This is a genomic window from Xylophilus sp. Leaf220, from assembly GCF_001421705.1.
Taxonomy (GTDB): domain Bacteria; phylum Pseudomonadota; class Gammaproteobacteria; order Burkholderiales; family Burkholderiaceae_C; genus Xylophilus.
On sequence record NZ_LMKO01000001.1, the window covers coordinates 318,006 to 341,265 of the forward strand.

General features: G+C 71.0%; 21 protein-coding genes. 13 read left to right on the plus strand and 8 right to left on the minus strand.

The genetic code is table 11. The annotated features are described in order from the left end of the window. Positions 1-148: 148 nt before the first annotated feature. The 3 genes from eutC to ASE76_RS01495 are packed head-to-tail and all read right to left on the minus strand — an operon-like array spanning position 149 to position 2,956. Complete coding sequence (gene eutC / locus ASE76_RS01485) at positions 149-970, minus strand: ethanolamine ammonia-lyase subunit EutC (RefSeq protein WP_055833655.1); 822 nt, start codon at positions 968-970, stop codon at positions 149-151. 9 nt (positions 971-979) lie between these two features. Continuing rightward, on the minus strand, positions 980-2,377 hold the full coding sequence (locus ASE76_RS01490) for an ethanolamine ammonia-lyase subunit EutB (protein WP_055833659.1): 1,398 nt from the start codon (positions 2,375-2,377) through the stop codon (positions 980-982). A 54-nt stretch (positions 2,378-2,431) separates the two neighbouring features. Beyond that, the gene (locus ASE76_RS01495; RefSeq protein ID WP_055835440.1) at positions 2,432-2,956 is read right to left on the minus strand and encodes a gamma carbonic anhydrase family protein; all 525 of its coding nucleotides are present in this window, start codon (positions 2,954-2,956) and stop codon (positions 2,432-2,434) included. Between the two features lie 117 nt (positions 2,957-3,073). Here ASE76_RS01495 and ASE76_RS01500 point away from each other — a divergent pair, with 117 nt between their 5' ends. The 3 genes from ASE76_RS01500 (at position 3,074) to ASE76_RS01510 (ending at position 6,617) form a co-directional block, all read left to right on the plus strand. Then, positions 3,074-3,853, plus strand: a complete 780-nt coding sequence (locus tag ASE76_RS01500) for a ferritin-like domain-containing protein (RefSeq protein WP_055833663.1) — start codon at positions 3,074-3,076, stop codon at positions 3,851-3,853. A gap of 108 nt (positions 3,854-3,961) precedes the next feature. Continuing rightward, a complete protein-coding gene (locus ASE76_RS01505; RefSeq protein ID WP_055833666.1) occupies positions 3,962-5,206 on the plus strand; it encodes an EAL and HDOD domain-containing protein in 1,245 nt (414 codons plus the stop codon). Positions 5,207-5,351: 145 nt separating this feature from the next. After that, positions 5,352-6,617, plus strand: a complete 1,266-nt coding sequence (locus tag ASE76_RS01510; RefSeq protein WP_055833669.1) for an EAL and HDOD domain-containing protein — start codon at positions 5,352-5,354, stop codon at positions 6,615-6,617. Between the two features lie 189 nt (positions 6,618-6,806). Here ASE76_RS01510 and ASE76_RS01515 read toward each other — a convergent pair whose 3' ends face one another. The 3 genes from ASE76_RS01515 to ASE76_RS01525 form a co-directional block, all read right to left on the minus strand. Next, positions 6,807-7,784, minus strand: a complete 978-nt coding sequence (locus ASE76_RS01515) for a tripartite tricarboxylate transporter substrate binding protein (RefSeq protein ID WP_055833672.1) — start codon at positions 7,782-7,784, stop codon at positions 6,807-6,809. Positions 7,785-8,039: 255 nt separating this feature from the next. Further along, positions 8,040-8,939 carry a site-specific tyrosine recombinase XerD gene (gene xerD, locus ASE76_RS01520; RefSeq protein WP_055833675.1) on the minus strand — a complete coding sequence of 300 codons (900 nt, stop codon included), beginning with the start codon at positions 8,937-8,939 and terminating at the stop codon, positions 8,040-8,042. Between the two features lie 84 nt (positions 8,940-9,023). Then, the gene (locus ASE76_RS01525; RefSeq protein ID WP_055833678.1) at positions 9,024-9,986 is read right to left on the minus strand and encodes a tripartite tricarboxylate transporter substrate binding protein BugE; all 963 of its coding nucleotides are present in this window, start codon (positions 9,984-9,986) and stop codon (positions 9,024-9,026) included. A gap of 128 nt (positions 9,987-10,114) precedes the next feature. On the opposite strand from ASE76_RS01525, the gene ASE76_RS01530 reads away from it, so the two are divergent. Beyond that, a complete protein-coding gene (locus tag ASE76_RS01530) occupies positions 10,115-11,035 on the plus strand; it encodes an AEC family transporter (RefSeq protein WP_082447834.1) in 921 nt (306 codons plus the stop codon). Between the two features lie 72 nt (positions 11,036-11,107). On the opposite strand, the gene queG is transcribed toward ASE76_RS01530, so the two are convergent. Beyond that, positions 11,108-12,241: a tRNA epoxyqueuosine(34) reductase QueG gene (gene queG, locus ASE76_RS01535; protein ID WP_055833683.1), complete on the minus strand. Its 1,134-nt coding sequence runs from the start codon at positions 12,239-12,241 to the stop codon at positions 11,108-11,110. On the opposite strand from queG, the gene tsaE reads away from it, so the two are divergent. From tsaE to ASE76_RS19815, 3 genes are all read left to right on the plus strand, one after another. Then, complete coding sequence (gene tsaE / locus ASE76_RS01540; RefSeq protein WP_055833686.1) at positions 12,224-12,751, plus strand: tRNA (adenosine(37)-N6)-threonylcarbamoyltransferase complex ATPase subunit type 1 TsaE; 528 nt, start codon at positions 12,224-12,226, stop codon at positions 12,749-12,751. The two genes, queG and tsaE, sit on opposite strands and share 18 nt — an antisense overlap. A 64-nt stretch (positions 12,752-12,815) precedes the next feature. Beyond that, complete coding sequence (locus tag ASE76_RS01545) at positions 12,816-14,273, plus strand: N-acetylmuramoyl-L-alanine amidase (protein WP_055833689.1); 1,458 nt, start codon at positions 12,816-12,818, stop codon at positions 14,271-14,273. Positions 14,274-14,447: 174 nt separating this feature from the next. Beyond that, the gene (locus ASE76_RS19815) at positions 14,448-14,666 is read left to right on the plus strand and encodes a glycine zipper 2TM domain-containing protein (RefSeq protein ID WP_082447966.1); all 219 of its coding nucleotides are present in this window, start codon (positions 14,448-14,450) and stop codon (positions 14,664-14,666) included. 67 nt (positions 14,667-14,733) lie between these two features. Here the strand turns inward: ASE76_RS19815 and ASE76_RS01550 are convergent, their stop codons facing one another. Further along, positions 14,734-15,384, minus strand: a complete 651-nt coding sequence (locus ASE76_RS01550; protein ID WP_055833693.1) for a DedA family protein — start codon at positions 15,382-15,384, stop codon at positions 14,734-14,736. A gap of 175 nt (positions 15,385-15,559) precedes the next feature. Between ASE76_RS01550 and mutL the strand changes: the two genes are divergently transcribed. The 6 genes from mutL to katG all read left to right on the plus strand — a co-directional run bounded on the left by mutL (position 15,560) and on the right by katG (position 23,225). Next, entirely contained in the window at positions 15,560-17,440 is a 1,881-nt protein-coding gene (gene mutL, locus ASE76_RS01555; RefSeq protein ID WP_055833698.1) for a DNA mismatch repair endonuclease MutL, read from the plus strand. Between the two features lie 243 nt (positions 17,441-17,683). Further along, positions 17,684-18,634 carry an alpha/beta hydrolase gene (locus ASE76_RS01560; protein ID WP_055835443.1) on the plus strand — a complete coding sequence of 317 codons (951 nt, stop codon included), beginning with the start codon at positions 17,684-17,686 and terminating at the stop codon, positions 18,632-18,634. A 151-nt stretch (positions 18,635-18,785) separates the two neighbouring features. After that, complete coding sequence (miaA, locus tag ASE76_RS01565) at positions 18,786-19,796, plus strand: tRNA (adenosine(37)-N6)-dimethylallyltransferase MiaA (protein WP_055833701.1); 1,011 nt, start codon at positions 18,786-18,788, stop codon at positions 19,794-19,796. Further along, complete coding sequence (locus ASE76_RS01570; RefSeq protein WP_055833704.1) at positions 19,793-20,512, plus strand: ABC transporter ATP-binding protein; 720 nt, start codon at positions 19,793-19,795, stop codon at positions 20,510-20,512. The genes miaA and ASE76_RS01570 overlap by 4 nt, the downstream gene beginning before the upstream one ends. Then, entirely contained in the window at positions 20,509-20,769 is a 261-nt protein-coding gene (locus ASE76_RS01575) for an oxidoreductase-like domain-containing protein (protein WP_369793349.1), read from the plus strand. The genes ASE76_RS01570 and ASE76_RS01575 overlap by 4 nt, the downstream gene beginning before the upstream one ends. Before the next feature lie 212 nt (positions 20,770-20,981). Then, positions 20,982-23,225, plus strand: a complete 2,244-nt coding sequence (gene katG, locus ASE76_RS01580) for a catalase/peroxidase HPI (protein ID WP_055833707.1) — start codon at positions 20,982-20,984, stop codon at positions 23,223-23,225. The last annotated feature ends 35 nt before the right edge of the window (positions 23,226-23,260 follow it).

The window sequence follows — 23,260 nt, forward strand, 5'->3', positions numbered from 1 at the left end:
GCTGCGCGCCGGCGAACGTTTCGGATTCGCCGGCGCTTCGAAAAAGGGGATGCGGCCATTGTAGGGAGCCCGGCGGACGGGCGCCGGCGGCAGCGCCAAGCCATTGCCACACCTGCGGAATTCGGCGGCGGGCCGGCGGTGTGCAGCCTCAGGGCGCCACGCGGGGCGGCGCGCCGCCGGGCGGGAGTACCGGCCGGTCGCTCTCGTCCTTCAGCGCCACGCCGGTCAGCCGCCGGTGCAGCGCCTGGCCCACCAGCCAGGCCAGTTTGCGGGCCGCCTCGGCATAGCCCAGGCCCTGCGGCCGGACGTTGGAGATGCAGTTGCGCTCGGCGTCGCGCCGGCCGGTGCGGGGGCCGTAGGTCAGGTAGATGCCCAGGCTGTCGGGCGAGCTGAGCCCGGGCCGCTCGCCGATCAGCATCGCCGTCATCGCCGCGCGCAGGCATTCGCCGACCGGGTCGGCCAGCGCCACCCGGGCCTGGGTGGCGACCACCACCGGGCCCAGGGTCACGTCGGCCGGCAGCGCCGCCCGCAGGGCCTGCAGCAGCGGCTGCGCATGCCGCTGCACGGCCAGCGACGACAGGCCGTCGCCGACCACGATGCAGAGCGCGGGCGCCTCCGGCGGCGCTGCCGCGCGCAAGGCGGCGGCCGCGGCGTCGTCGAGCTGGCGGCCCAGGTCGGGCCGCCGCAGGTAGGTGGTCCGGTCGGGCGCCCGGCTGCGGGCCTGCAGCACCTGCCAGCCGTCGGCCTGAAGGCCGGCCGCCAGCGCGTCGGCGTCGAGCGGGGTGTGGATCGCATCGCGGGCCAGGGCATGGGCCCAGCCGAAGCGCAAGGTCTCGGCGGTAGGCGTCGCCACGCCGGCCCGGCCCAGGGCGATGCGGGCCGGGGTGGCGGCGCGCCAGTCGGCCCAGGCGTCGGGCTGCACGTCGGGTGCCGCATCGGTCGGCTTCGCGGGAGTGGGTGCGTCGTCCATGCCGTGGCCTCAGGCGGAACCGGCACCCAGGCCATCCATGCCCTGCAGCAGCCGGTGGGTGGCGCCGGACGGCAGCAGGCGGCCGTGGCCGTCGGCCAGCTGCATCCGCTGCAGCCAGGCCTCGAACTCCGGCGCGCGGCGGCAGCCCAGGGTGTCGCGCAGGAACAGCGCGTCGTGGAACGAGGTGCTCTGGTAGTTCAGCATGACGTCGTCGGCGCCCGGCACCCCGATCAGGAAGGTGAGACCCGCGGCCGCCAGCAACACCATCAGCGTGTCCATGTCGTCCTGGTCGGCCTCGGCATGGTTGGTGTAGCAGACGTCGCAGCCCATCGGCAGGCCCAGCAGCTTGCCGCAGAAATGGTCCTCCAACCCGGCGCGCACGATCTGCTTGCCGTCGTAGAGGTACTCGGGCCCGATGAAGCCGACCACCGTGTTGACCAGCAGCGGCCGGTAGCGCCGCGCCAGGCCGTAGGCGCGGGCCTCGCAGGTCTGCTGGTCCACCCCGTGGTGCGCGCCGGCCGAGAGCGCGCTGCCCTGGCCGGTCTCGAAGTACATGAGGTTGTCGCCGACGGTGCCCCGCTGCAGCGCGCGGGCCGCGTCGTGCGCCTCGTCGAGCAGCGCCGGCGTCACGCCGAAGGAGGTGTTGGTCTGCTCGGTACCGCCGATCGACTGGAACACCAGGTCGACCGGCGCGCCCGCCTCCACCATCCGCAGGGTGTTGGTGACATGGGTCAGCACGCAGGTCTGGGTGGGAATCCCGAAGCGCCGGACCACCTCGTCGAGCAGGCGCGTCAGTGCGCCCAGCGCCTGCAGGCTGTCGGAGGCCGGGTTGACGCCGATCACCGCATCGCCCGCGCCGTACATCAGCCCGTCGAGCACCGAGGCGGCGATGCCGCGCAGGTCGTCGGTCGGGTGGTTGGGCTGCAGCCGCACCGCCAGCCGGCCCGGCAGCCCCAGCGTGTTGCGGAACCGGGTAGTGACATGGCACTTGCGCGCGACCGCGACCAGGTCCTGGTTGCGCATCAGCTTCGATACGCCGGCCGCCATCTCGGGCGTGACGCCGGGCGCCAGCGCCGCCAGGGCTGCCGGCGTGGCCGCAGGGCCCAGCAGCCAGTCGCGAAAACCGCCGACGGTCAGGTGCGACACGGCGGCGAACGCGGCCGTGTCGTGCGTGTCCAGGATCAGCCGGGTGATGTCGTCGTCTTCGTACGGCACCAGGGCGTCCTGAAGGAACACCTTCAGCGGCAGGTCGGCCAGCACATAGCGCGCGGCCATCCGCTGCTGCGCACTCTCAGCCGCGATGCCGGCCAGGGTGTCGCCCGAACGGGCCGGGCTGGCGCAGGCCATGACCTGGCGCAGGTCGTCGAAGGCGAAGACCCGGGCGTCGAGCGTGGTGCGGTAGCGCATGGCGAAGGAAGCTCGCAAGAAACACGCCGCGGCAGGTGCGTGCCGCGCGGCGCGTCAGCCGATCTTCCTGAGTCCGGCCTTGAAGCGGCGGGCGTTCTCGACGTAATGCCGCGCGCTCTGCCGCAGGCCCTCGATCTGTTCCGGGCTCAGCTGCTTGATCGCCCGCGCGGGGCTGCCGATGATCATCGAGCCGTCGGGGAACTCCTTGCCCTCGGTGACCAGCGCGCCGGCACCGACCAGGCAGTTCTTGCCGATGCGGGCGTTGTTGAGCACCACCGCGCCGATGCCGATCAGGGTCTCGTCGCCGATGGTGCAGCCGTGCAGCATCACCTGGTGGCCGATGGTCACGTTCTCGCCGATGGTGAGCGGCACGCCATGGTCGGCATGCAGCACGCTCAGGTCCTGCACGTTGGTACCGCGGCCGATGCGGAGGGTGGCGGTGTCGCCGCGCAGCACCGCGCCGAACCAGACGCTGGCGTCCTCCCCCAGCTGCACGTCGCCGATCACCCGGGCGCTGTCGGCCACCCAGGCCGAGGCGGGCAGGCGCGGTGCGGTTCCATCGAGTTCGTAAAGGGCCATGTCGTGTGTCTCCTTGTTGTGGGGTTGCGGGCGCCCGGACATTGTAGGAACGGCGCGGCGCAGGCCTTACAGTGCGGAGCCGCGGGCCGCCGCCCCAGCTTCTTTCGCCCGCCCACCATGCCGACCCTTCGCCACCAAGCCCTCGCCGTCCTGCTGGAGCCGGATGCCGACCGCAAGTGCCTGCAGGGCCGTGCGCTGCACCCTGCCGGCCCGACCGGCGCCGCGGAGACGATCGACGCGCCGCCCGGCATCCCCGGCCGGCCCGCCCTGCCCGCCCTGGTGGCACCCACCGAGATCCGGCAGCGCTCGCTCGCCACCGCCGAAGGCCGCGCCGCGCTGATCCACGCACTGGCACACATCGAGCTCAACGCGATCGACCTGGCGGTGGACGCGGCCTGGCGCTTTCCCGGCATGCCCGACGACTACTACCGCGACTGGATCCGCGTGGCACAGGAAGAGGCCCTGCACTTCTCGCTGCTGCGCGACCACCTGCTGGGCATGGGCTTCGCCTACGGCGACTTTCCCGCCCACAACGCCCTGTGGGAGATGGCAGAACGCACCCGGCACGACGTGCTGGCCCGGGTGGCCCTGGTACCGCGGACGATGGAGGCCCGCGGCCTCGACGCCTCGCCCGCGGTGCGCGACAAGCTGGTCTCGGTGGGCGACAAGGCGGGCGCAGCGATCGTCGACATCATCCTGCGCGACGAGATCGGGCACGTCGCGGTGGGCAACCGGTGGTACGCCTGGCTGTGCGCCTTGCGCGGGCTGGAGCCGATCGCCACCTACCGCGAGCTGACCCGCAGCCACCGCGCCCCGCGGCTGCGCGGCCCGTTCAACCTGGCTGCGCGCGCGGCCGCAGGGTTCAGTCCCGAGGAACTGCAGGCGCTGGGCGAATGAGTTCCTCGTTCTCCCCGGATACAGGCCTGCCGAACGGACATTCTTAGAATGGACGGATACAGGGCGATGCCCCACCTTTCCGTACACCCAGATTCCACCGGGAGCTCCATGCCGAATCCCCCCGCCACAGCCCCAGCGGCCCCGCGCGAAAATTCCGCCATCATCGCCCGGCAGGCGATCGTGAACGCCGACCGCGCGGTGGTGGGCTACGAACTCTTCGACCGTTCCCAGGGTGCGGGCACCCACACCGCCGCGACCGACGTCACCCTCATATTCCACGCGCTCTCGCATGCCGGCACCGAAGACCTGATCGGCCGGCTGCAGCTCTTCATCAACTGCACCCACAACAGCCTCGCCGGCGGCCATCTCGACCTGATCCAGCCCGACAAGGTGGTGCTGGAGATTCCGCCCCTGGACCTGCCCGAGGCCGAGAGCATCGAAGACCGCACCCCGGTGCTCTCCAGCCTGCGGGAGCGCGGCTTCCAGCTGGCGTTCTCCTCCACCGTGCTCGACCCGGTCTACGCGCCGTGGCTGGCCATGGCCGACTATGTGAAATTCGACCTGGCAGCGCTCTCGCACACCGAGCTGGCGTCGCTGGCGCGCTACGCCCAGCAGCACTGCGATGCCGAACTGGTGGCCGAGAAGGTCGAGACGCAGCAGCAGTTCGAGGCCGCGCAGGCCATCGGCTTCGCGCTGTTCCAGGGCTACTGGTTCGCCCGGCCGGCCGAGGTCGAGACGCGGCTGGTGTCGCCCTCGCAGGTCGCGACCATCGAGCTGGTGAACCTGATCCGTCGCCAGGCCAGCACGATCGAGATCGAGGAAGTCTTGAAGCGCGACGCGGGCCTCGCCTTCAACCTTATGCGCTTGATCAACTCGTCGGGCTTCGGCCTGCAGCGCGAGGTGACGTCGTTCCGCCATGCGGTGATGATCCTGGGTCTGAAGAAGCTCTTCCGCTGGGCCGCGCTGCTGTTGCTCGCCTCGAAGAACGGCACGCCGCCGGCGGTGAGCAGCCTGGCGGTGGTGCGCGGCCGGCTGATGGAACTGCTGGTGGCCGACCGCCTGACGCCCGAGCAGCGCGACCATGCCTTCGTCGCCGGCATCTTCTCGCTGCTCGACGTGATGCTGGGCATGCCGATGGACCAGGCGGTCAAGCTGCTGACCCTGCCCGACGACGTGATCGACGCCCTGCTGCACCGCACCGGCCCGCTCGGCCACTTCCTGCAACTGACGGAAGCCTGCGAAACCGGCGACGACCGCACCTTCACGCTCGCAGCCGATACGCTGGGGCTGACCAGCCAGGAGGTCAACTGGGCCCACCTGCAGGCCCTGGCCTGGTCCGATGGCGTGGATTAACACCCGGGTGCGCCACAGCCACACCGGCTTAATTTTTGCCCGGGTCGGGTCTTCCATGCGATCAGGCGGCACGGCTCTGCCTAGAATTGTTGCTCACTGAAACGTATCGGTGCGTTTCCGTCCCCTTTTGCCTATTGGTTTCCCGATGTCCAGCACGCCAGAATCCCTCGCCTCCGAAGCCCCGCTCGCGGACAACACGCCGCCGGCGGCCGGCCTGATCGCCCGGCAGGCCATCGTCGACGAGAAGCGCGAAGTCTTCGGCTACGAACTCTTCGACCGCTCCACCGTCCCCAGCGAGCACACCGCGACGACCGATGCCGCCGTGCTGTTCAACACCCTCTCGGGCGCCGATGCCGAGGTGCTGGTCGGCAAGAAGACGGTGTTCGTCAACTGCACCCACGAGAGTCTGTCCGGCGGCCACCTGGAGCTGGTCCACCCGGAGAAGGTCGTGCTGGAGATCCCGACGCTGCCGAACGATCCGCCCGAGGAGATCGAGGCGCGCGCGGTGGTGCTGAAGGACCTGCACGCCAAGGGCTTCCGCCTGGCGTTCAACCAGTCGGTGCTGAAGAAGCCGTATGCCTCCTGGATTCCCCTGGCCGCCTTCATCAAGCTGGAGATGACCGCGTTCCCGCAGGCGATGGCCGAGTCGCTGGTGCGTTTCGTCAGCACCCAGACCAAGGCGAAGATCATCGCGGAGAAGGTCGAGACGGGCGAGCAGCACCAGCACATGGCCGGCCTGGGCGTGAAGCTGTTCCAGGGCTACTGGTTCGCGCGGCCGACGCTGGTGCAGTCCAAGACCGTCCGGCCGTCGCAGGCCATCATCCTGCAGCTGATCAACCTGGTGCGCCGCCAGGCCGACGCCGCCGAGATCGAGGAACTGCTGAAGAAGGACCCGACGCTGTCCTTCAACCTGCTGCGCTTCATCAACTCGTCGGGCTTCGGCCTGAGCGTCGAGATCACCTCGTTCCGCCACGCGGTGATGATCCTGGGCATGAAGAAGCTGTTTCGCTGGGCGGCGCTCTTGATGACCACCTCGCGCGACGGCTCGCCGCCCGCCCTCGGCACCACCGCGGTGGTGCGCGGCCGGCTGATGGAGCTGCTGGCCGCCGAGCTGCTGCCGCCGGACGAGTGCGACAACGCCTTCGTCGTGGGCGTGTTCTCGCTGCTGGACGCGATGCTGGGCATGCCGCTCGACAAGGCGCTGGAATCAGTCGCCCTGCCGCAGCCGGTGCTGGATGCGCTGCTGCACCGCAAGGGCATCTTCGCGCCGTTCCTGGAGCTGACCATCGCCTGCGAGAGCGGCGACGAAGCGGCCTTCGCCAAGGCTTCCGATGTCCTGCAGTTGACGAACCACCAGGTCAACTGGGCCCACCTCAACGCGCTGACCTGGGCGGATACGCTCGGGGAGTAGAGATCTCCCCCAGGCTACGCACTTCGTGTCTTCGCCTTCCCCCTTCCGGGGCCATACCAGCGGCCCGGCGGAGCCGGCTCCGCGGTATCCCTGGGATTGGGCGCTGCGGCCTTTCAAAGTCGTGCGTGATGCGGGCGCCCCCCCTCCCCGCTGCATTCGCCTGGCTGGAGAGCGGGAGCTCTTTGAGCCTCAGTCCGCGCGGATGTGCGCGGTGCGGACGATGCGGGCGTTGTTGGCGGATTCGGCGGCTATCTGCTGGGCGAAGGCGGCTGCGGTGCCGCCGGTGGGGACGTTGCCGGTGGTGAGCAGCTGCTGGCGCAGCTCGGGCTGTTGCAGGGCCTTGTTGACCTCGGCGTTGACGCGCTCGACGATCGCGGCCGGGGTGTGGGCCGGGGCCAGGATGCCGAAGAGGGACGACAGGTTGGCGGTGGGATAGCCGAGTTCGGCGAGCGTCGGCACCGCGGGCAATCCCTCCATGCGCTGCGGCGCGCCGACGGCCAGCGGCACCAGTCGGCCGGCCTTCATGTGCTGGGAGACGGTGGGGCCGGCGTTGGTCGAGAGGATCTCGAACTGGCCGCCGAGCGCATCGTTCATCTGCTGGCCGCCGCCCTTGTACGGAATGTGGGTGATGTCGACCTGCGACACCGCCTTCAACTGCTCCAGCATCACATGGCCGAGCGAGGCCTGGCCCGAGGTGGCCCAGCGCACCGCGCCCGGCTGGGCCTGCGCCGCCGCCAGCAGGGTGCGGAAATCGCGTGCCTTGGTGGCCGGCGTCGCCAGCAGCAGCACCGGCGAATACATGACGCTGGCCACCGGCACGACGCCGCGCACCGGATCGAAGGGCGAGCGCCCCAGGTGCGGGGCGAGCGACAGAGGGCTGATCGCCGCGAAGCCGAAGGTGTAGCCGTCGGGCGCGGCCTTGGCGACCGCATCGACGCCGATCACGCCGCTGGCACCGGCCTTGTTCTCGACGACCACCGAGGTGCCCAGCCCCGCGGCCAGACGCTCGCCCAGCGCCCGGGCGACCACGTCGCTGACGCCGCCCGCCGGATAGGCCACGACGATCCGGATCGGCTTGGCGGGCCACGCCTGGGCGAGCGCTACGGTGGGAAGCGATGCGATGCAGGCCGCGACCAGCAGGGTGCGGCGAAAGAAAGAAACGGCCATGGGGCGGGGCGATCCTGAAGACGGTGAAAAGAAGCGCGCGCCGGGTGGCGCGGCGAAAACGTCGATTCTCTCCGGCCGGACGCCCCTCTACGCGGCCCGTGCGGCAGCCGCATGAAAACGGCCGGCCCCGGCGCCTATGCGGCGTCCTGCACCGGCGCCGCAAAAGCACCGGGCGCGACGTTTGGGCCCCGGCCCGGAAACTGGGGAGGAGTCGCAGGCGCCCCACGCACCGCGCTGCCGTTTTTCCGCACCGCCTCAACCCCGCGGATGGTGCTCCGCATGCAGCGTCTTCAGCCGCTCGCGGGCCACGTGGGTGTAGATGGTCGTGGTCGAGATGTCGGCGTGGCCCAGCAGCAGCTGCACCGCGCGCAGGTCGGCGCCGTGGTTGAGCAGGTGGGTGGCGAAGGCATGGCGCAGGGTGTGCGGCGACAGCTTCGAATGGATGCCCGCCGCCACCGCATGCCGCCGCACGATCAGCCAGAAGTTCATCCGCGTCATCGCGGCGCCGTCGCGGCCGGTGACGAACAGGTCTTCGCTCTGGCGGCCGCCCAGCAGCGCGGGCCGGGCCTCGTCCAGGTACCGGCGCAGCCAGTCGCGCGCCACCATGCCGAAGGGCACCAGCCGCTCGGTCGCGCCCTTGCCGGTGATGCGGACGATGCCGTCGTTCATCTGCAGGCCGAAGACCAGCAGCGACACCAGCTCGCTCACCCGCAGGCCGCTGGCGTACAGCAGCTCCAGCATCGCCCTGTCGCGCAGGCCGAGCGGGGTGGCGGCATCGGGGGCGCTCAGCAGCGCGTCGACCTGGCTTTCGCTGAGCATCGACGGCGAGCGCATCGGTGTCTTGGCCGGCTGCAGCCGCAGGGTCGGGTCGACGGCGATGGCGTTCTCGCGCAGCGCCCAGTGGAAATAGCGGCGCAGCACGGTCAGGCGCCGGTTGGCGGTGGTGGCGCGGGTCTTGGCATGCTCGGCGGCGAAGAAGGCCTGCAGGTGGTGCTCGGCCGTCTCGTCGAGCGCCAGGCCCTGCCCGGCCAGCCAGGCGGCGTACTGCGCCAGGTCGCGCCGGTAGGCGGCCAGGGTGTTGCGCGAGAGGCCGTCCTCCAGCCAGAGCGCGTCGGTGAAGGCGTCGATGCGGTGCGCGCCGGGGGCGGTGGTCATGGTCGCCACCTTACCAAACCCGGCCGGCCACGAAAAAGCCGCCGCGGCGAACCGGGGCGGCCTGGCCGGGAGCGCGGCGGGCGCTTATTCCAGCGTGAGCTTCTGCTGCGCGACGACCTTCTTGTAGACGTCGAACTCGGCCTTGATCTCGGCGGCGAACTGCTCGGGCGAGTTGCCGACCACCAGCGAGCCGGTGTCCTCGATGCGCTTGCGCACCGCCGGGTCCTTCAGGGCTTCGCGCACCGCCGCGTTGAGCTTGTCGACGATGTCCTTGGGCATGCCCTTCGGGCCCAGGATGCCGTAGTAGGCCAGCCGGTTGACCGGCTCCAGGCCCACTTCCTTGAAGGTCGGCACGTTCGGCAGCGCGGCCAGGCGCTGCGGCGCCGAGACCACGATCGGCACCAGCCGGTTCTCCTTGATGAAGGGCAGCGCGGACGGCAGGTTGTCGAAGATGATCGGCACCTGGCCGGCCACCGTGTCGTTCAGCGCGGGGCCCGCGCCGCGGTACGGGATGTGGGTGACGAAGGTGTTCGTCAGGCTCTTGTAGAGCTCCATCAGCAGGTGGCCGATGCCGCCGGTGCCGGAGCTGGAGTACGAATACTTGCCCGGCGACTTCTTCAGCTCGGCGGCGAAGCCCGCATAGTCCTTCGCAGGGAACTTGGGGTTCACCGCGATGATGTTCGGCGTCGCGGCGATGTTGATGATCGGCGTGAAATCGGTGATCGGGTTGTACGGCACCTTGGGGTTGATCGCCGGGTTGGCCGCGGTGCTGGAGACGGTGGCCAGGCCCAGCGAGTAGCCGTCGGGTGCCGAGCGTGCGGTGTCGCCGGCGCCGACGATGCCGCCGCCACCGGCCTTGTTCTCGACGATCACCGGCTGGCCCAGGATCTTGCCGAGCGGGTCCGCGATCACCCGGGCGACGATGTCGGTGGTGCCGCCGGGGGCGAACGGAACGACCAGCCGGATCGGCTTGTTGGGATAGCTCTGCGCGAAGGCGCTTCCGGTGGCGGCGGCCAGGGCGACGGCGATCCAGGTGCGACGGTGCATGCGGTGACTCCTCTTGAATTGACAGTGCGGGCATCCTAAACGCTGGCCCCGGGTCGCCGCGCGGCCCGCGCCGCTCATTCTTCGGGGAAAACCCGGTTCGCGGCCCGTCGGGCGCGGACGGTAGCGCTATCCTGCGCGCGGTGAACTACGCCCTCCTCCTGTTTCCCGATTTCTCCCTGATCCTGTGCGGCTACCTGCTCTGCCGCTTCACCGCCCTGAACCGCAGCGTCTGGGACAAGGTGGAGGCGCTGGTCTACTACTTCCTGTTCCCGGTGCTGCTGTTCCATTCGATCGTGCGCAGCCCGCTCGACCTCGGTGCCGCATCGGGACTGATCCAGGGCGGTCTGCTGCTGGGCGCGGCCGGCGTAGGCCTGTCGTACCTGCTGCCGCACCTGCCGTTGCTGGGCCCGCGGATCGACCGGCGCGACGCGGCCGCCAGCGCGCAGGTGGGCTTTCGCTTCAACTCCTTCATCGCGCTGGCGCTGGCCGAGCGGCTGGGCGGGGCCGAAGGGCTGCAGATGATCGCGGTGTTGATCGGCATCTGCGTGCCGGCGTTCAACATCGCCGCGGTGTGGCCGATGGCGCGGCACGGCGGGCAGGGGCTGCTGGGCTCCATCGTGCGCAATCCGCTGATCGTGGCGACCACCGCCGGCCTGGCGCTCAACCTGCTGGGCGGCGGGGTGCCCGGCTGGCTCACGCCCACCTTCGGCCGCATCGGCGCCGCATCGCTGGCGCTGGGGCTGATGTCGGCCGGTGCCGGCATGCAGTTCGCCGCGATGCACGGCGGCCTGAAACTGGCCGCCGCGGTGCTGTCGATCCGCCACGCGGTGCTGCCGCTGGTGGCCCTGGGCCTGGTGCGGCTGCTGCGGCTCGATCCGCTGCAGGCCACGGTGCTGATGATGTTCTCGGCCCTGCCCACCGCCTCGACCTGCTACGTGCTGGCGGCACGCATGGGCTACAACGGGCCGTACGTGGCGGGGCTGGTGACGCTGTCGACGCTGCTCGGGGTGGTCAGCCTGCCGGTTGCGCTGTCGCTCGTCGGGTTGTAGAGGAAAAGTAGCCGCAGCCGGCGCAGCACGACGGCCACTAGCTATGTTTTTTGTAGCAAACGACGCGGAGGGTCACCCGGCGTCCTGCAGCGGCGCGCAACCGGCCTCGGCGGGCACGCCCGGCTCTGGCTCCGGCGCCTGCGCCAGGGCCCACGCCACATGCTCCCGGACCAGCGGACTGTCGTGCGCCTGCCGGCCGGCCAGCGCCCGGCGCTCCGCCGCGCCCCCGGCCCCCGACGCCAGCGCGTTGCCCAGCCCCACTGCCAGGTTGCGCAGCCAGCGCTCGTGGCCGATGCGGCGGATCGGCCCGCCCTCGGTACGGCGCAGGAACTCGTCCTCGCTCCAGCCGATCAGCGCGGCCAGCGGCTGGCCGGCCAGGCCGGGCCGGGCGTCGAAATCGACCAGCGTCGCGGGCTGGGCGAACTTGTTCCACGGGCAGGCCAGCTGGCAGTCGTCGCAGCCGTAGATCCGGTTGCCGATGGCGCGGCGCAGCTCCACCGGGATCGGCCCGGCATGCTCGATGGTCAGGTAGGAGATGCAGCGGCGCGCATCCAGCCGCTGCGGCGCGACGATCGCCTGCGTCGGGCAGACGTCGATGCAGGCGCGGCACTGGCCGCAGTGGCCGCTCACCGGCGTGCTCTCCGGCAGTGCGAGGTCGAGGTAGATCTCGCCCAGGAAGAACATCGAGCCGCCCTCGCGGTGCAGCACCAGCGTGTGCTTGCCGCGCCAGCCCTGGCCGCTGCGGGCGGCGAGCTCGGCCTCCAGCACCGGGGCCGAATCGGTGAAGGCGCGGTGGCCGATCGGGCCCACCTCGGCGGCGATCCGCTCGGCCAGCTTCTGCAGCCGGCCGCGCAGCACCTTGTGGTAGTCCCGGCCCCGCGCATAGAGCGAGACGATGCCTTCGGCCGGCCGCTCCAGCCGCGAGAATTCCACCGCCTGCCAGCCGGCCGGCGTGCCCTGCGGCAGGTAGTCCATCCGCACCGTCAAGACGCTCACCGTGCCGGGCACGAGTTCGGCCGGCCGGGCGCGGCGCAGGCCGTGGGCCTCCATGTAATGCATGCTGCCGTGGAACCCTTCGGCCAGCCAGGCCACCAACCCGGCTTCGGCCGCGGACAGATCGACCCCGGCCACGCCGATTTGGGAGAATCCCAGCTCGCGCGCCCATTCCCGTATCCGAGAGACCAGTTGTTGACTGCTGCCGACCATATCCCCGGAATTGTAGAAACCGCACCGCCCGGCCCGCCGCCCTGCCTGGTCTGGCGCAGCGAGGACGACACCGCCGCCTTCGCCGCCCGCCTGGCCGCGTCGCCGCTGCTGCGCGATGCGTTCATTGCCCTGCACGGCGACCTGGGTGCGGGCAAAACCACCTTCGTGCGGCATCTGCTGCGCGCCCTCGGCGTGCAGGGCCGCATCAAAAGCCCGACCTACGCGGTGGTGGAGCCGCACGAGGCGGCGGGCGGCCTGGCCGTCTACCACTTCGATTTCTACCGCTTCGACGATCCGCGCGAATGGGAAGACGCGGGCTTTCGCGACCTGTTCGCCGGCCCCGGCCTGAAGATCGCCGAATGGCCCGAGAAGGCGGCTGGCGTGCTGCCCGCGGCCGATCTCGACATCGCGATCGAGACCGATGCCGACGGCCTGCGCCAGGTACGCGTCGCCGCCCACGGCCCGGCGGGGGAAGCCCTGCGCCGGCACGGCCTGGGCCTTGCCGCATGAGCGCGGCGCGCCGCACGGGCTGCTCGTCGGCCCCCGATCTGTTCCGTCCCGCGAAAGTGCTTCCATGACCCGCTGCGCCCGTCCGACCCGCGACCTTTCGCGCCGCCGCCTGCTGCAGTCGGGCAGCCTGGTGCTGCTGCTGGGCACTGCGCAGATCGCCCGCGGCGCCACCATCATGGCGGTGCGGGTCTGGCCCGCGGCCGACTACACCCGCGTCACCATCGAATCCGACGCGGCCCTGGTCGCGCAGCAGTTCTTCGTCTCCAGCCCGCCGCGGCTGGCGGTCGACATCGTCGGCATCGAGCTGAACCCGGCGCTGCGCGAACTGGTCGCCAAGGTGAAGAGCGACGACCCGTACATCGCGGGCGTCCGCGTCGGCCAGAACGCGCCCAACGTGGTGCGGCTGGTGCTGGACTTGAAGCAGCCGGCCCAGCCCCAGGTGTTCTCCCTGCCGCCGGTGGCCGCCTACCAGCACCGGCTGGTGTTCGACCTGCACCCGGCGCAGGAGGTCGATCCGCTGGAAGACCTGATCGCCGGTCGGCTGCAGGACACGCAGCGCAGCGCGGCCGCGCCGCCCGCGCCCACCGTCGCCTCGGGCCCCGGCGCCCGCACCGCGCTGCCGCAGCCCGATCCGCTGGGCGAGCTGATGGCGCGCCAGGCCGAGCGGCCGGCCACCGCCAACACCGCACCGGGCCAGCGCCCGGTATCGCCGCTGCCCGCCCTGCCGCCGGCCGTGGCCGCCGCGCCGCCGCCCGCGCCGGTCGCGCCCACCGGCCCTGCGCCGAGTGCCACCCGCACCGACCGGATCATCATCGTCGCGCTCGACCCCGGGCACGGCGGCGAGGACCCGGGCGCCATCGGCGCCGCCGGCACCCGCGAGAAGGACGTGGTGCTGCGCGTCGCCCACCTGCTGCGCGACCGGATCAACGGCACCACCCTCAACGGCAACCCGATGCGCGCCTTCCTGACGCGCGACGCGGACTTCTTCGTGCCGCTCAACGTGCGGGTCGACAAGGCCCGCCGGGTGCAGGCCGACCTGTTCATGAGCATCCACGCCGACGCGTTCACCACGCCGGCCGCGCGCGGCGCCAGCGTGTTCGCCCTCAGCCAGAGCGGCGCATCGAGCAGCGCCGCGCGCTGGCTGGCCAACAAGGAGAACAACGCCGACCTGATCGGCGGCCTGAACATGGGCGTGAAGGACGCGCACGTGCAGCGCGCCCTGCTCGACATGAGCACCACCGCCCAGATCAACGACAGCCTGAAGCTCGGCACCGCCCTGCTCACCCAGATCGGCGGCATGGCGCGGCTGCACAAGCCCCGTGTCGAGCAGGCCGGCTTCGCGGTGCTGAAGGCGCCCGACATCCCCAGCGTGCTGGTGGAGACGGCGTTCATCAGCAACCCCGAGGAAGAGGCCCGCCTGCGCAGCCCCGAGTACCAGGTGCAGCTGGCCGACGCCCTGATGCGCGGCATCCTGGGCTATTTCTCGAAGAACCCGCCGATGGCCCGCAGCCGCACGCTGTAGCGCCCGGCCATGCGCGCCGGGATCGGCCCCGCAGGCCGACAGCCCGCGGTGTCGTTCTCCTACAGGTCTTTTGCGGGTGTCGCCAGATAGTTCTTCCACAGGCACTCAGCACGCCGCCGTTGTCACACACGGCAGGTCGCCTGCCCCTAGAACCAATCGATAGAGGTGAACACCATGAAGACGAAACTCTTGCTTTCCGCCGCCGCTGCAGCTCTGATCGGTTTGACCGGCTGTGCAGGTACCAGCAACCAGCAACTCGGCACCGGCGTCGGTGCAGTTGCAGGTGGCGTTGCCGGTAACGCCCTGTTCGGCGGCACCGTCGGCACCGTGGGTGGTGCAGCCGCCGGCGCACTGGTCGGCAACGAAGTCGGCCGCCGTAGCGACCGCCGCTGATCGCACCCTTGCGGCTTGGGCCGCGTGAACGGAAAAGCCTCCTTCGGGAGGCTTTTCTGCGTGCAGGCTATGCGCTGGGCGCCGGGTGGCGGCTGCTGCGCCAGGCGCCGAAGATCGCCAGCAGGCCGGGCACCAGGATCAGCGCCCAGATGATCTTCTCGAGGTTGGCCTTGACCCAGGGCAGGTTGCCGAAGAAGTAGCCCGCCGCGCACAGCCCCACCACCCACAGGAACGCACCGCCCACATTGAACGCGGTGAACCGGCCCCGGTGCATCGCCGCCACGCCCGCCACGAAGGGCGCGAAGGTACGGATGAACGGCATGAAGCGCGCCAGCACGATGGTGATGCCGCCGTAGCGCTCGTAGAACGCATGGGCCTTGTCGAAGGCCTTGCGGTTGAAGAAGCGGCTGCTCTCCCACTGAAACACCCGCGGCCCGATGTGCCGTCCGATCATGTAGTTGCACTGGTCCCCCAGGATCGCCGCCACCAGCAGCACCGGCACCGCGATCGCCAGGTCCAGCAGGCCGGCACCCGCCAGCGCGCCGACGATGAAGAGCAGCGAATCGCCCGGCAGGAAGGGCATCACCACCACGCCCGTCTCCACGAAGACGATCGCGAACAGCAGGGCATACACCCACGGCCCGTAGGCGATGACGAACGCCTCCAGGTGCTTGTCGATGTGCAGGATGAAATCGACCATGAAATGCACGACTTCCACCGGTCAGCCCCTCTCGCAAGTGGCGCCCGCGGCGCGTGGAAGGTCCGCCGGCTGGCGTAGAGGCATGGATGGCATCGGATCGACTCCCCGGATTTGGTCGGATTGAAAGGCTAGGCGCATGGGCGCGGCAAGCCGGTACTCTAGCCGCAGCCACCCGACTCCTAGAATCGCCCGGATGACCCAGCCCGCTCCCCGCCGCCCGATCCGTGAACTGCCTGACGAACTGATCAGCCAGATCGCCGCCGGCGAGGTGGTCGAGCGTCCGGCCAGCGTGGTGCGCGAGCTGGTCGACAACGCGCTCGACGCGGGCGCCGCCCAGGTCACCGTGCGCCTGATGGCCGGCGGCGTGCGGCTGATCGCGGTGGAGGACGACGGCGGCGGCATTCCCGATGCCGAACTGCCGGTAGCGCTGAAACGCCACGCCACCAGCAAGATCGGCAGCCTGGTCGACCTGGAATCGGTCGGCACGATGGGGTTCCGTGGCGAGGCGCTGGCGGCGATCGCCTCGGTGTCGGAGCTGTCGCTGCTCTCCCGCACGCCGGAGCAGGCCAGCGCCTTCCTGCTCGACGGGCGCAGCGGCGAGCTGCGGCCGGCGGCCCGCGCGGTCGGCACCTCGGTCGAGGTGCGGGAGTTGTTCTTCTCCACGCCCGCCCGCCGCAAGTTCCTGAAGACCGATGCGACCGAGCTGGCCCACTGCATCGAGGCGGTGCGCCGCCATGCGCTGGGCCGGCCCGATGTCGGCTTCGCGATCTGGCACGAGGGCAAGCTGGTCGAGCAGTGGCGCCGCTGCGGCGGTAGCCCGCAGGAGGCGCAGGACCAGCGCCTGGCCGACGTGCTGGGCCGCGATTTCCTGGAGCAGTCGATCGCGGTGCAGTACAGCGCCAACGGCGTCACCGTGCAGGGCCGCGCCGGCCTGCCGGATGCGGCGCGCGCCCGGGCCGACCAGCAGTTCTGCTACGTCAACGGCCGCTACGTGCGCGACAAGGTGCTGACCCACGCCGCCCGCAGCGCCTACGAGGACGTGCTGCACGGCCACCGCCAGCCGGTCTATGCGCTGCACATCGCGCTCGATCCGACACGGGTCGACGTGAACGTTCACCCCACCAAGATCGAGGTACGGTTCCGAGACAGCCGCGAGGTACACCAGGCGGTGCGCCACGGCGTCGAGAACGCGTTGGCCGCTCCCCGCGCCGCCGCGGCCGCCCTGGCCGCCGGCACGACCGGCGCGCCGGCAGAGGCCGCCCCGGCGGCTCCCTGGCCGCAGCAAAGCTCGATCTTCGAGCGAAAAGTGCCTGCGGCCGGCGGCTACGGCCGACCTCCTGCTATCGATTTCGGAGCAGGCTACGGCGTGCAGGTGCGCGACCTGCAGGCGCTGTGGTCGCCCGCCTCCGCCGGCAGCGCCGGGCCTTCCGAGGCGACGGTCGCCTACGCCGCGCCGGCCGAGCCCCTGCCCGCCACCGAGGACGGCGGCTGGCCTCTGGGCCGGGCCATCGCCCAACTGCAAGGTATCTACATCCTGGCCGAGAACACGCAGGGCCTGGTCGTGGTCGACATGCACGCCGCCCACGAACGCATCGTCTACGAGCGATTGAAGCAGCAGCAGGCGAGCGCCGCCGTGCTGCCGAGCCAGCCGCTGCTGATCCCCGCCACCTTCGCCGCCACGCCCCAGGAGGTGGCCACCGCCGAAGGCTGCGCCGAGGTGCTCGCCACCCTGGGCCTCGAGATCGCGCCCTTCTCTCCCCGCACCCTGGCCGTGCGGGCGGTGCCCACATCGCTCGCCCACGGCGACGCGGTGGAGCTGGCGCGCAGCGTGCTGGCCGAGCTGGCACAGCACGACGCCAGCACGGTGGTGCTGCGCGCCCGCGACGAACTCCTGGCCACCATGGCCTGCCACGGCGCGGTGCGGGCCAACCGCCGTCTGACGCTGGAAGAGATGAACGCCCTGCTGCGCCAGATGGAGGCAACCGAGCGCTCCGACGTGTGCAACCACGGCCGGCCCACGTGGCGCCAGCTGTCGATCCGCGAACTGGACGGCCTGTTCATGCGCGGGCGGTAAAGCTGCCGGCCCCGCTGGCCGGCTCAACGTGCGTGTAACGCACTGCGGTGGTGCGGCATTGACTGCAGCCAACCCTTCGTCAGATGCCCCGTGCTGCGACCCAACGGCTTCGATCTGTCGACAATTCGATCGGCCGAAATGTAACAGTCCCCTGGTACAGGGTTTGCGTGTATGCAGAAACGGCCGTTCCGGACGTTACGTCATGGACGAAACTTTGTTTGCCCCGACCGGTCGATGGAAGACATGAAGCTACGCTCGCTGTTCGCTCCCCTTGCCCTTGCCCTGGCCGTACTGGCCGGTTGCTCGACGCTGGACTACAAGCAGCGCGAATGGATCTTCCAGCCGAGCAACGTGGCCTGGGGCGGCGCCCAGTCGGCGCCCGACATGCAGGACGTGTGGATCGACTTCCATTCACAGGCCGAGGACAAGGAAGCCCGGCTGCACGCGCTCTGGCTGCCGGCCGCCTCCACCGCTCCCTCGCCGATGGGCAAGGCCGACAGCGCCGCCGGCGGCAGCCCGCCGGTCATGCTGTACCTGCACGGGGCGCGCTGGAACGTGATCGGCTCGGCCGGCCGCATCCGCCGCATGCAGGACATGGGCTTCTCGGTCTTGGCGATCGACTACCGCGGCTTCGGCAAGAGCAGCGCCGGCCTGCCGTCCGAGGCCACCGCCGCGGAGGACGCCCAGGCGGCCTGGGACTGGATCGCCCAGCGCTTCCCCGGCCGCTCGCGCTACGTCTTCGGCCATTCGCTCGGCGGTGCCATCGCGATCGACCTGGCCACCCGGGTGCCCGACGCCAGCGGCGTGATCGTCGAAGGCACCTTCACCAACATCGCCGACGTGGTCAGCAGCTTCAAGTGGGGCTGGCTGCCGGTGTCGATGCTGATCACCCAGCGCTTCGAGTCGATCGACAAGGTCAAGCGCATCCAGGCCCCGCTGCTGGTGGTGCACGGCTCTGAGGACAGCCTGATCCCCGCCGCGCTCGGCAAGCGCCTCTACAACGCGGCCAAGGGCCCGAAGGAGTTCGTGCTGGTCGAGGGCGGCTCCCACTTCAGCACCAACAGCGTGGGCGAGGCGCAGTACCGCCAGGCGATCCACCAGCTGTTCGGGCTGAACACCCTGCCCGCGCCCGCCCCGGCCCTGCCTAGCATTGCCGACGCGGGGCTGAACGGGCAGGCGATCACCAGCAACTGATGCGGTTGCGCCGCAGGAGTCCTGCCCGCGCCGCGCACCGCGGCAGAAGACGACGGCACCCGCGCCGAACCGTCTTTCGGTCGAATTGGTCCATGCAAGGACATGGCACGGCCCGCAAAGCGCCGTGCGGTCGCTCTGCTACCCTCGACCGATGACCTTCTCTCCCGCGGCGACTGCTGCCCCGGCACCGCCCGCCCTGCCCGTCGTCTGCCTCGCCGGACCCACCGCGGCGGGCAAGACAGCCGCCACGCTGGCCATCGCCCGGCACCTCGCAGGCCGCCTGCCGGTCGAGGTCGTCAGCGTCGATTCGGCGCTGGTCTACCGCGGCATGGACATCGGCACCGCCAAACCCAACGCCGCCGAACGGTCTGCCGTGCCGCACCACCTGATCGACATCCGCGACCCGCTGCAGGCCTATAGCGCGGCCGAGTTCGTCGCCGATGCCGAGCGGCTCGTCGGCGAGATCCACGCCCGCGGTGCGCTGCCGCTGCTGGCCGGCGGCACGATGCTCTACTTCAAGGCGCTGTTCGACGGCCTGGACGACCTGCCGCAGGCCGATGCCGCCCTGCGCGCCGCGCTCGACGCCGAAGGCGCCGCCCGTGGCTGGCCGGCGATGCATGCCGAACTGGCGACGGTCGACCCGGCGACGGCCGCCCGCCTGGCGCCGGCCGACAGCCAGCGCATCCAGCGCGCGCTGGAGGTGTACCGCCTCACCGGCCGCCCGCTCTCGGCCTTTCACGGCGCTACCAAAAACATAGCTGGTGGCCGGCGCAGGACGCCGGCTGCAACCCTTATTTCCCTGGAACCGACCGACCGTGCCTGGCTGCATGCCCGCATCGCCGAACGCTTCGACGCGATGCTGGCCGACGGTCTGGTCGACGAGGTAAAGGCCCTGCGCGCGCGCGGCGACCTGTCGCCCGGCCTGGCCTCGATGCGCTGCGTCGGCTACCGGCAGGTGTGGGAGGTGCTCGACGGCACCGCGCCGGCGGCCGAGCTGCGCGCGCGCGGCATCGCCGCCACCCGCCAACTCGCCAAGCGGCAGATCACCTGGCTGCGCAGCATGCCGGCGCGCCACGCCGTCGCCGCCGATGCGCCGGACGCGCTGGCGCAGGTGCTGCGGCAGGTCGATGCACTGCTGGCGGCAGCGGAGGTGGCGGCATGAGCGCGGCCCCTCTCGATGAAGCAGCCGGCGCAGGCGGACTGGCGGTGCGCGGCCTGGCCAAGCACTACGGCCAGGGTGCGGACGCGGTGCCGGTGTTCTCCGGCGTGGGCTTCGATGTCGCGCCCGGCGAGTTCGTCGCGATCGTCGGGCCGTCGGGCGTCGGCAAGTCGACGCTGCTCAACTGCCTCGCCGGCCTCGACGCCTGGGATGCGGGCAGCGTGTCGCTGGCCGGCGTCGACCTCTCCACGCTGGACGACACCCGGCGCGCGCTCTGGCGGCGGCGGCACGTCGGCTTCGTGTTCCAGGCCTTCCACGTGCTGCCGCACCTGGACGTGGCGCAGAACGTCGCGCTGCCGCTGATGCTGCTCGGCCAGAAGCCCGGCTCGCGGGTGGCCGAGCTGCTGGACGCAGTGGGGCTGCAGGGCCTGGGCAACCGGTTGCCGCAGCAGCTCTCGGGCGGGCAGTTGCAGCGGGTGGCGATCGCCCGCGCGCTGGTGCACCGGCCCGGCCTGCTGCTGGCCGACGAGCCGACCGGCAACCTCGATCCCGAGACCGCCGCGCAGGTGATGGACCTGCTGCTGGCCCAGACCCGCTCCCACGGCGCCTCGCTGGTGCTGGTCACCCATTCGGCCACCGCCGCCGCCCGCGCCGACCGGGTGCTGACCCTGGGCCGCGACGGCATCGCCGCAGCGCCGGGCACCGCGCCCGCCGCGTGAGCTCCGCGGTGCAGGAGGCCCGGACGGCCACCGATCTGCAGCGGATCGCACGAGGCCATCCCACCGACCTGCCGGGCATGCAGGCGGTGTTCGATGCGGTGCAGGCCCTGGCCGCGATGCGACATATGCCGCTGCGCCCCGCCCCACCGCCGCCCACCAGCTGCTGCGGCCGGGGCTGCAACGGCTGCGTGTGGGAGGGCTGGCACGCCGCTGCGCTGTACTGGCGCGACGAGGCGCTGCTGCGGCTCGGCGGCTGAGCCGCGGCGCTTCCGGGGCCCGCAGCGGCCCCGGCCGGCGCTACCCAAACCATCGGCGCAGCCGGACCAAACAGGGCGCCACCATACCTGCCGCAGCCCCCTTGGCTATCGCCGGCATAGAACTTTTGTCGCGCGCCCGACACGGGTTTTGCACCAGAATTTCGGTTGGCCTCCGGGCCGTTCCGTATCCCCACACAGACAGGACACACACCATGAGCAGCGAAGCATCCACCGCGCAATGCCCGTTCCACCAGACCGCCGGCGGCGGCACCACCAACCGCGACTGGTGGCCCGAGCAGCTGCGGGTGGACCTGCTCCAGCAGCATTCCGCCAAGTCCGACCCGATGGGCATCGGCTTCGATTACACAGCGGCTTTCAAGAGCCTGGACCTGGCCGCCGTGAAGGCCGACCTGGCCGCGCTGATGACCGATTCGCAGGACTGGTGGCCGGCCGACTTCGGCCACTACGGCCCGCTCTTCGTGCGGATGGCCTGGCACAGCGCCGGCACCTACCGCATCGGCGACGGCCGGGGCGGCGCCGGCCGCGGCCAGCAGCGCTTCGCGCCGCTCAACAGCTGGCCCGACAACGTCAGCCTCGACAAGGCCCGCCGCCTGCTCTGGCCTATCAAGCAGAAGTACGGCGCCAAGATTTCGTGGGCCGATTTGCTGGTGCTCACCGGCAACGTCGCGCTCGAGACCATGGGCTTCAAGACCTTCGGTTTCGCCGGTGGCCGGGCCGACACCTGGGAACCCGACCAGGACGTGTACTGGGGCCGCGAGGACAAGTGGCTCGGCGGGGACAAGCGCTACTCGCACGGCTCTCCGGGCGTCGAGGGCCACGGCGTGATCGACAAGGACGACGACAGCGAGGTCACCCACAGCCGAGACCTGGAGAACCCGCTGGCCGCCGTGCAGATGGGCCTGATCTACGTCAACCCCGAAGGCCCGGACGGCAAGCCCGACCCGGTCGCCTCGGCCCGCGACATCCGCGACACCTTCGCCCGCATGGCGATGGGCGACGAGGAAACCGTAGCGTTGATCGCCGGCGGCCACACCTTCGGCAAGACCCACGGCGCCGGCCCGTCCGAGAACGTGGCGCACGAACCCGAAGCCGCCGGCCTGGAAGCCCAGGGTTTCGGCTGGGCCAACAGCTTCGGCACCGGCAAGGGCGGCGACACCATCACCAGCGGCCTGGAAGTCACCTGGACCACGAAGCCCACGCAGTGGACCAACGACTACTTCGACCACCTCTTCGGCTTCGAGTGGGAGCTGACCAAGAGCCCCGCCGGCGCCCACCAGTGGACCGCCAAGGGAGCCGAAGCGACGATCCCGCACGCGCACGACCCTTCGAAGAAGCTAGTGCCCACCATGCTGACCTCCGACCTGGCGCTGCGCTTCGACCCGGCCTACGAGGCGATCGCGCGCCGCTTCCACCAGAACCCCGACCAGTTCGCCGACGCCTTCGCCCGCGCCTGGTTCAAGCTGACCCACCGCGACATGGGCCCGCGCGCCCGCTACCTGGGCGTGGAAGTGCCGGCCGAAGTGCTGATCTGGCAGGACCCGATCCCCGAAGCCACCCACGCCCCGGTGGATGCGCAAGACATCGCGGCGCTCAAGCAGAAGGTGCTGGCCTCCGGCCTGACCGTGTCGGAACTCGTCTCCACCGCCTGGGCCTCGGCCGCCAGCTTCCGCGGCTCCGACATGCGGGGTGGCGCCAATGGTGCGCGCATCCGACTGGCGCCGCAGAAGGACTGGGCGGTGAACCAGCCGGAGCAGTTGGCGAAGGTGCTGGGCGTGCTGGAAGGCATCCGCGGCGACTTCGCCACCGGTGGCAAGCAGATCTCGGTCGCCGACCTGATCGTGCTGGCCGGCGCCGCCGCGGTCGAGAAGGCCGCCGCCGATGCGGGCCAGACCGTCACCGTGCCGTTCACCCCGGGCCGCACCGACGCGTCGCAGGAGCAGACCGACGAAGCCTCGTTCGAGGCGATGGAGCCGGCTGCCGACGGTTTCCGCAACTACCTGAAGCGCAACAACTTCAGCATTCCGGGCGAGGCGCTGCTGATCGACCGCGCCCAGCTGCTGACCCTGACCGCACCGGAGATGACGGTGCTGATAGGCGGCCTGCGGGTGCTGGGCGCCAACGTGGGCGGCGCGCAGCACGGGGTGTTCACCGCCCGGCCGGGCGTGCTGACGAACGACTTCTTCGTCCACCTGCTCGACATGGCGACCGCCTGGAAGGCCACCGGCAAGGAAACCTATGCCGGCACCGACCGCACGACCGGCGCAGCCCGCTGGACGGGCACCCGGGTCGACCTGGTGTTCGGCTCGCACGCCCAGCTGCGCGCGATCTCGGAGGTGTACGCCGGAGCCGACGCGCAGCAGAAGTTCGTGGCCGACTTCGTCGCCGCCTGGACCAAGGTGATGGAGCTGGACCGCTTCGACGTGAAGAAGGCGTGATGGCCTGAGGTCGCGCGACATGGGGCCCGACCGGG

Excerpts from the sequence above, each read along its gene's own strand:
- eutC (WP_055833655.1), bottom strand. The coding sequence starts at position 970 with ATGGACGACGCACCCACTCCCGCGAAGCCGACCGATGCGGCACCCGAC.
- ASE76_RS01490 (WP_055833659.1), bottom strand. The coding sequence starts at position 2,377 with ATGCGCTACCGCACCACGCTCGACGCCCGGGTCTTCGCCTTCGACGAC.
- ASE76_RS01495 (WP_055835440.1), bottom strand. The coding sequence starts at position 2,956 with ATGGCCCTTTACGAACTCGATGGAACCGCACCGCGCCTGCCCGCCTCG.
- ASE76_RS01500 (WP_055833663.1), top strand. The coding sequence starts at position 3,074 with ATGCCGACCCTTCGCCACCAAGCCCTCGCCGTCCTGCTGGAGCCGGAT.
- ASE76_RS01505 (WP_055833666.1), top strand. The coding sequence starts at position 3,962 with ATGCCGAATCCCCCCGCCACAGCCCCAGCGGCCCCGCGCGAAAATTCC.
- ASE76_RS01510 (WP_055833669.1), top strand. The coding sequence starts at position 5,352 with ATGTCCAGCACGCCAGAATCCCTCGCCTCCGAAGCCCCGCTCGCGGAC.
- ASE76_RS01515 (WP_055833672.1), bottom strand. The coding sequence starts at position 7,784 with ATGGCCGTTTCTTTCTTTCGCCGCACCCTGCTGGTCGCGGCCTGCATC.
- xerD (WP_055833675.1), bottom strand. The coding sequence starts at position 8,939 with ATGACCACCGCCCCCGGCGCGCACCGCATCGACGCCTTCACCGACGCG.
- ASE76_RS01525 (WP_055833678.1), bottom strand. The coding sequence starts at position 9,986 with ATGCACCGTCGCACCTGGATCGCCGTCGCCCTGGCCGCCGCCACCGGA.
- queG (WP_055833683.1), bottom strand. The coding sequence starts at position 12,241 with ATGGTCGGCAGCAGTCAACAACTGGTCTCTCGGATACGGGAATGGGCG.
- ASE76_RS01545 (WP_055833689.1), top strand. The coding sequence starts at position 12,816 with ATGACCCGCTGCGCCCGTCCGACCCGCGACCTTTCGCGCCGCCGCCTG.
- ASE76_RS19815 (WP_082447966.1), top strand. The coding sequence starts at position 14,448 with ATGAAGACGAAACTCTTGCTTTCCGCCGCCGCTGCAGCTCTGATCGGT.
- mutL (WP_055833698.1), top strand. The coding sequence starts at position 15,560 with ATGACCCAGCCCGCTCCCCGCCGCCCGATCCGTGAACTGCCTGACGAA.
- ASE76_RS01560 (WP_055835443.1), top strand. The coding sequence starts at position 17,684 with ATGAAGCTACGCTCGCTGTTCGCTCCCCTTGCCCTTGCCCTGGCCGTA.
- miaA (WP_055833701.1), top strand. The coding sequence starts at position 18,786 with ATGACCTTCTCTCCCGCGGCGACTGCTGCCCCGGCACCGCCCGCCCTG.
- ASE76_RS01570 (WP_055833704.1), top strand. The coding sequence starts at position 19,793 with ATGAGCGCGGCCCCTCTCGATGAAGCAGCCGGCGCAGGCGGACTGGCG.
- katG (WP_055833707.1), top strand. The coding sequence starts at position 20,982 with ATGAGCAGCGAAGCATCCACCGCGCAATGCCCGTTCCACCAGACCGCC.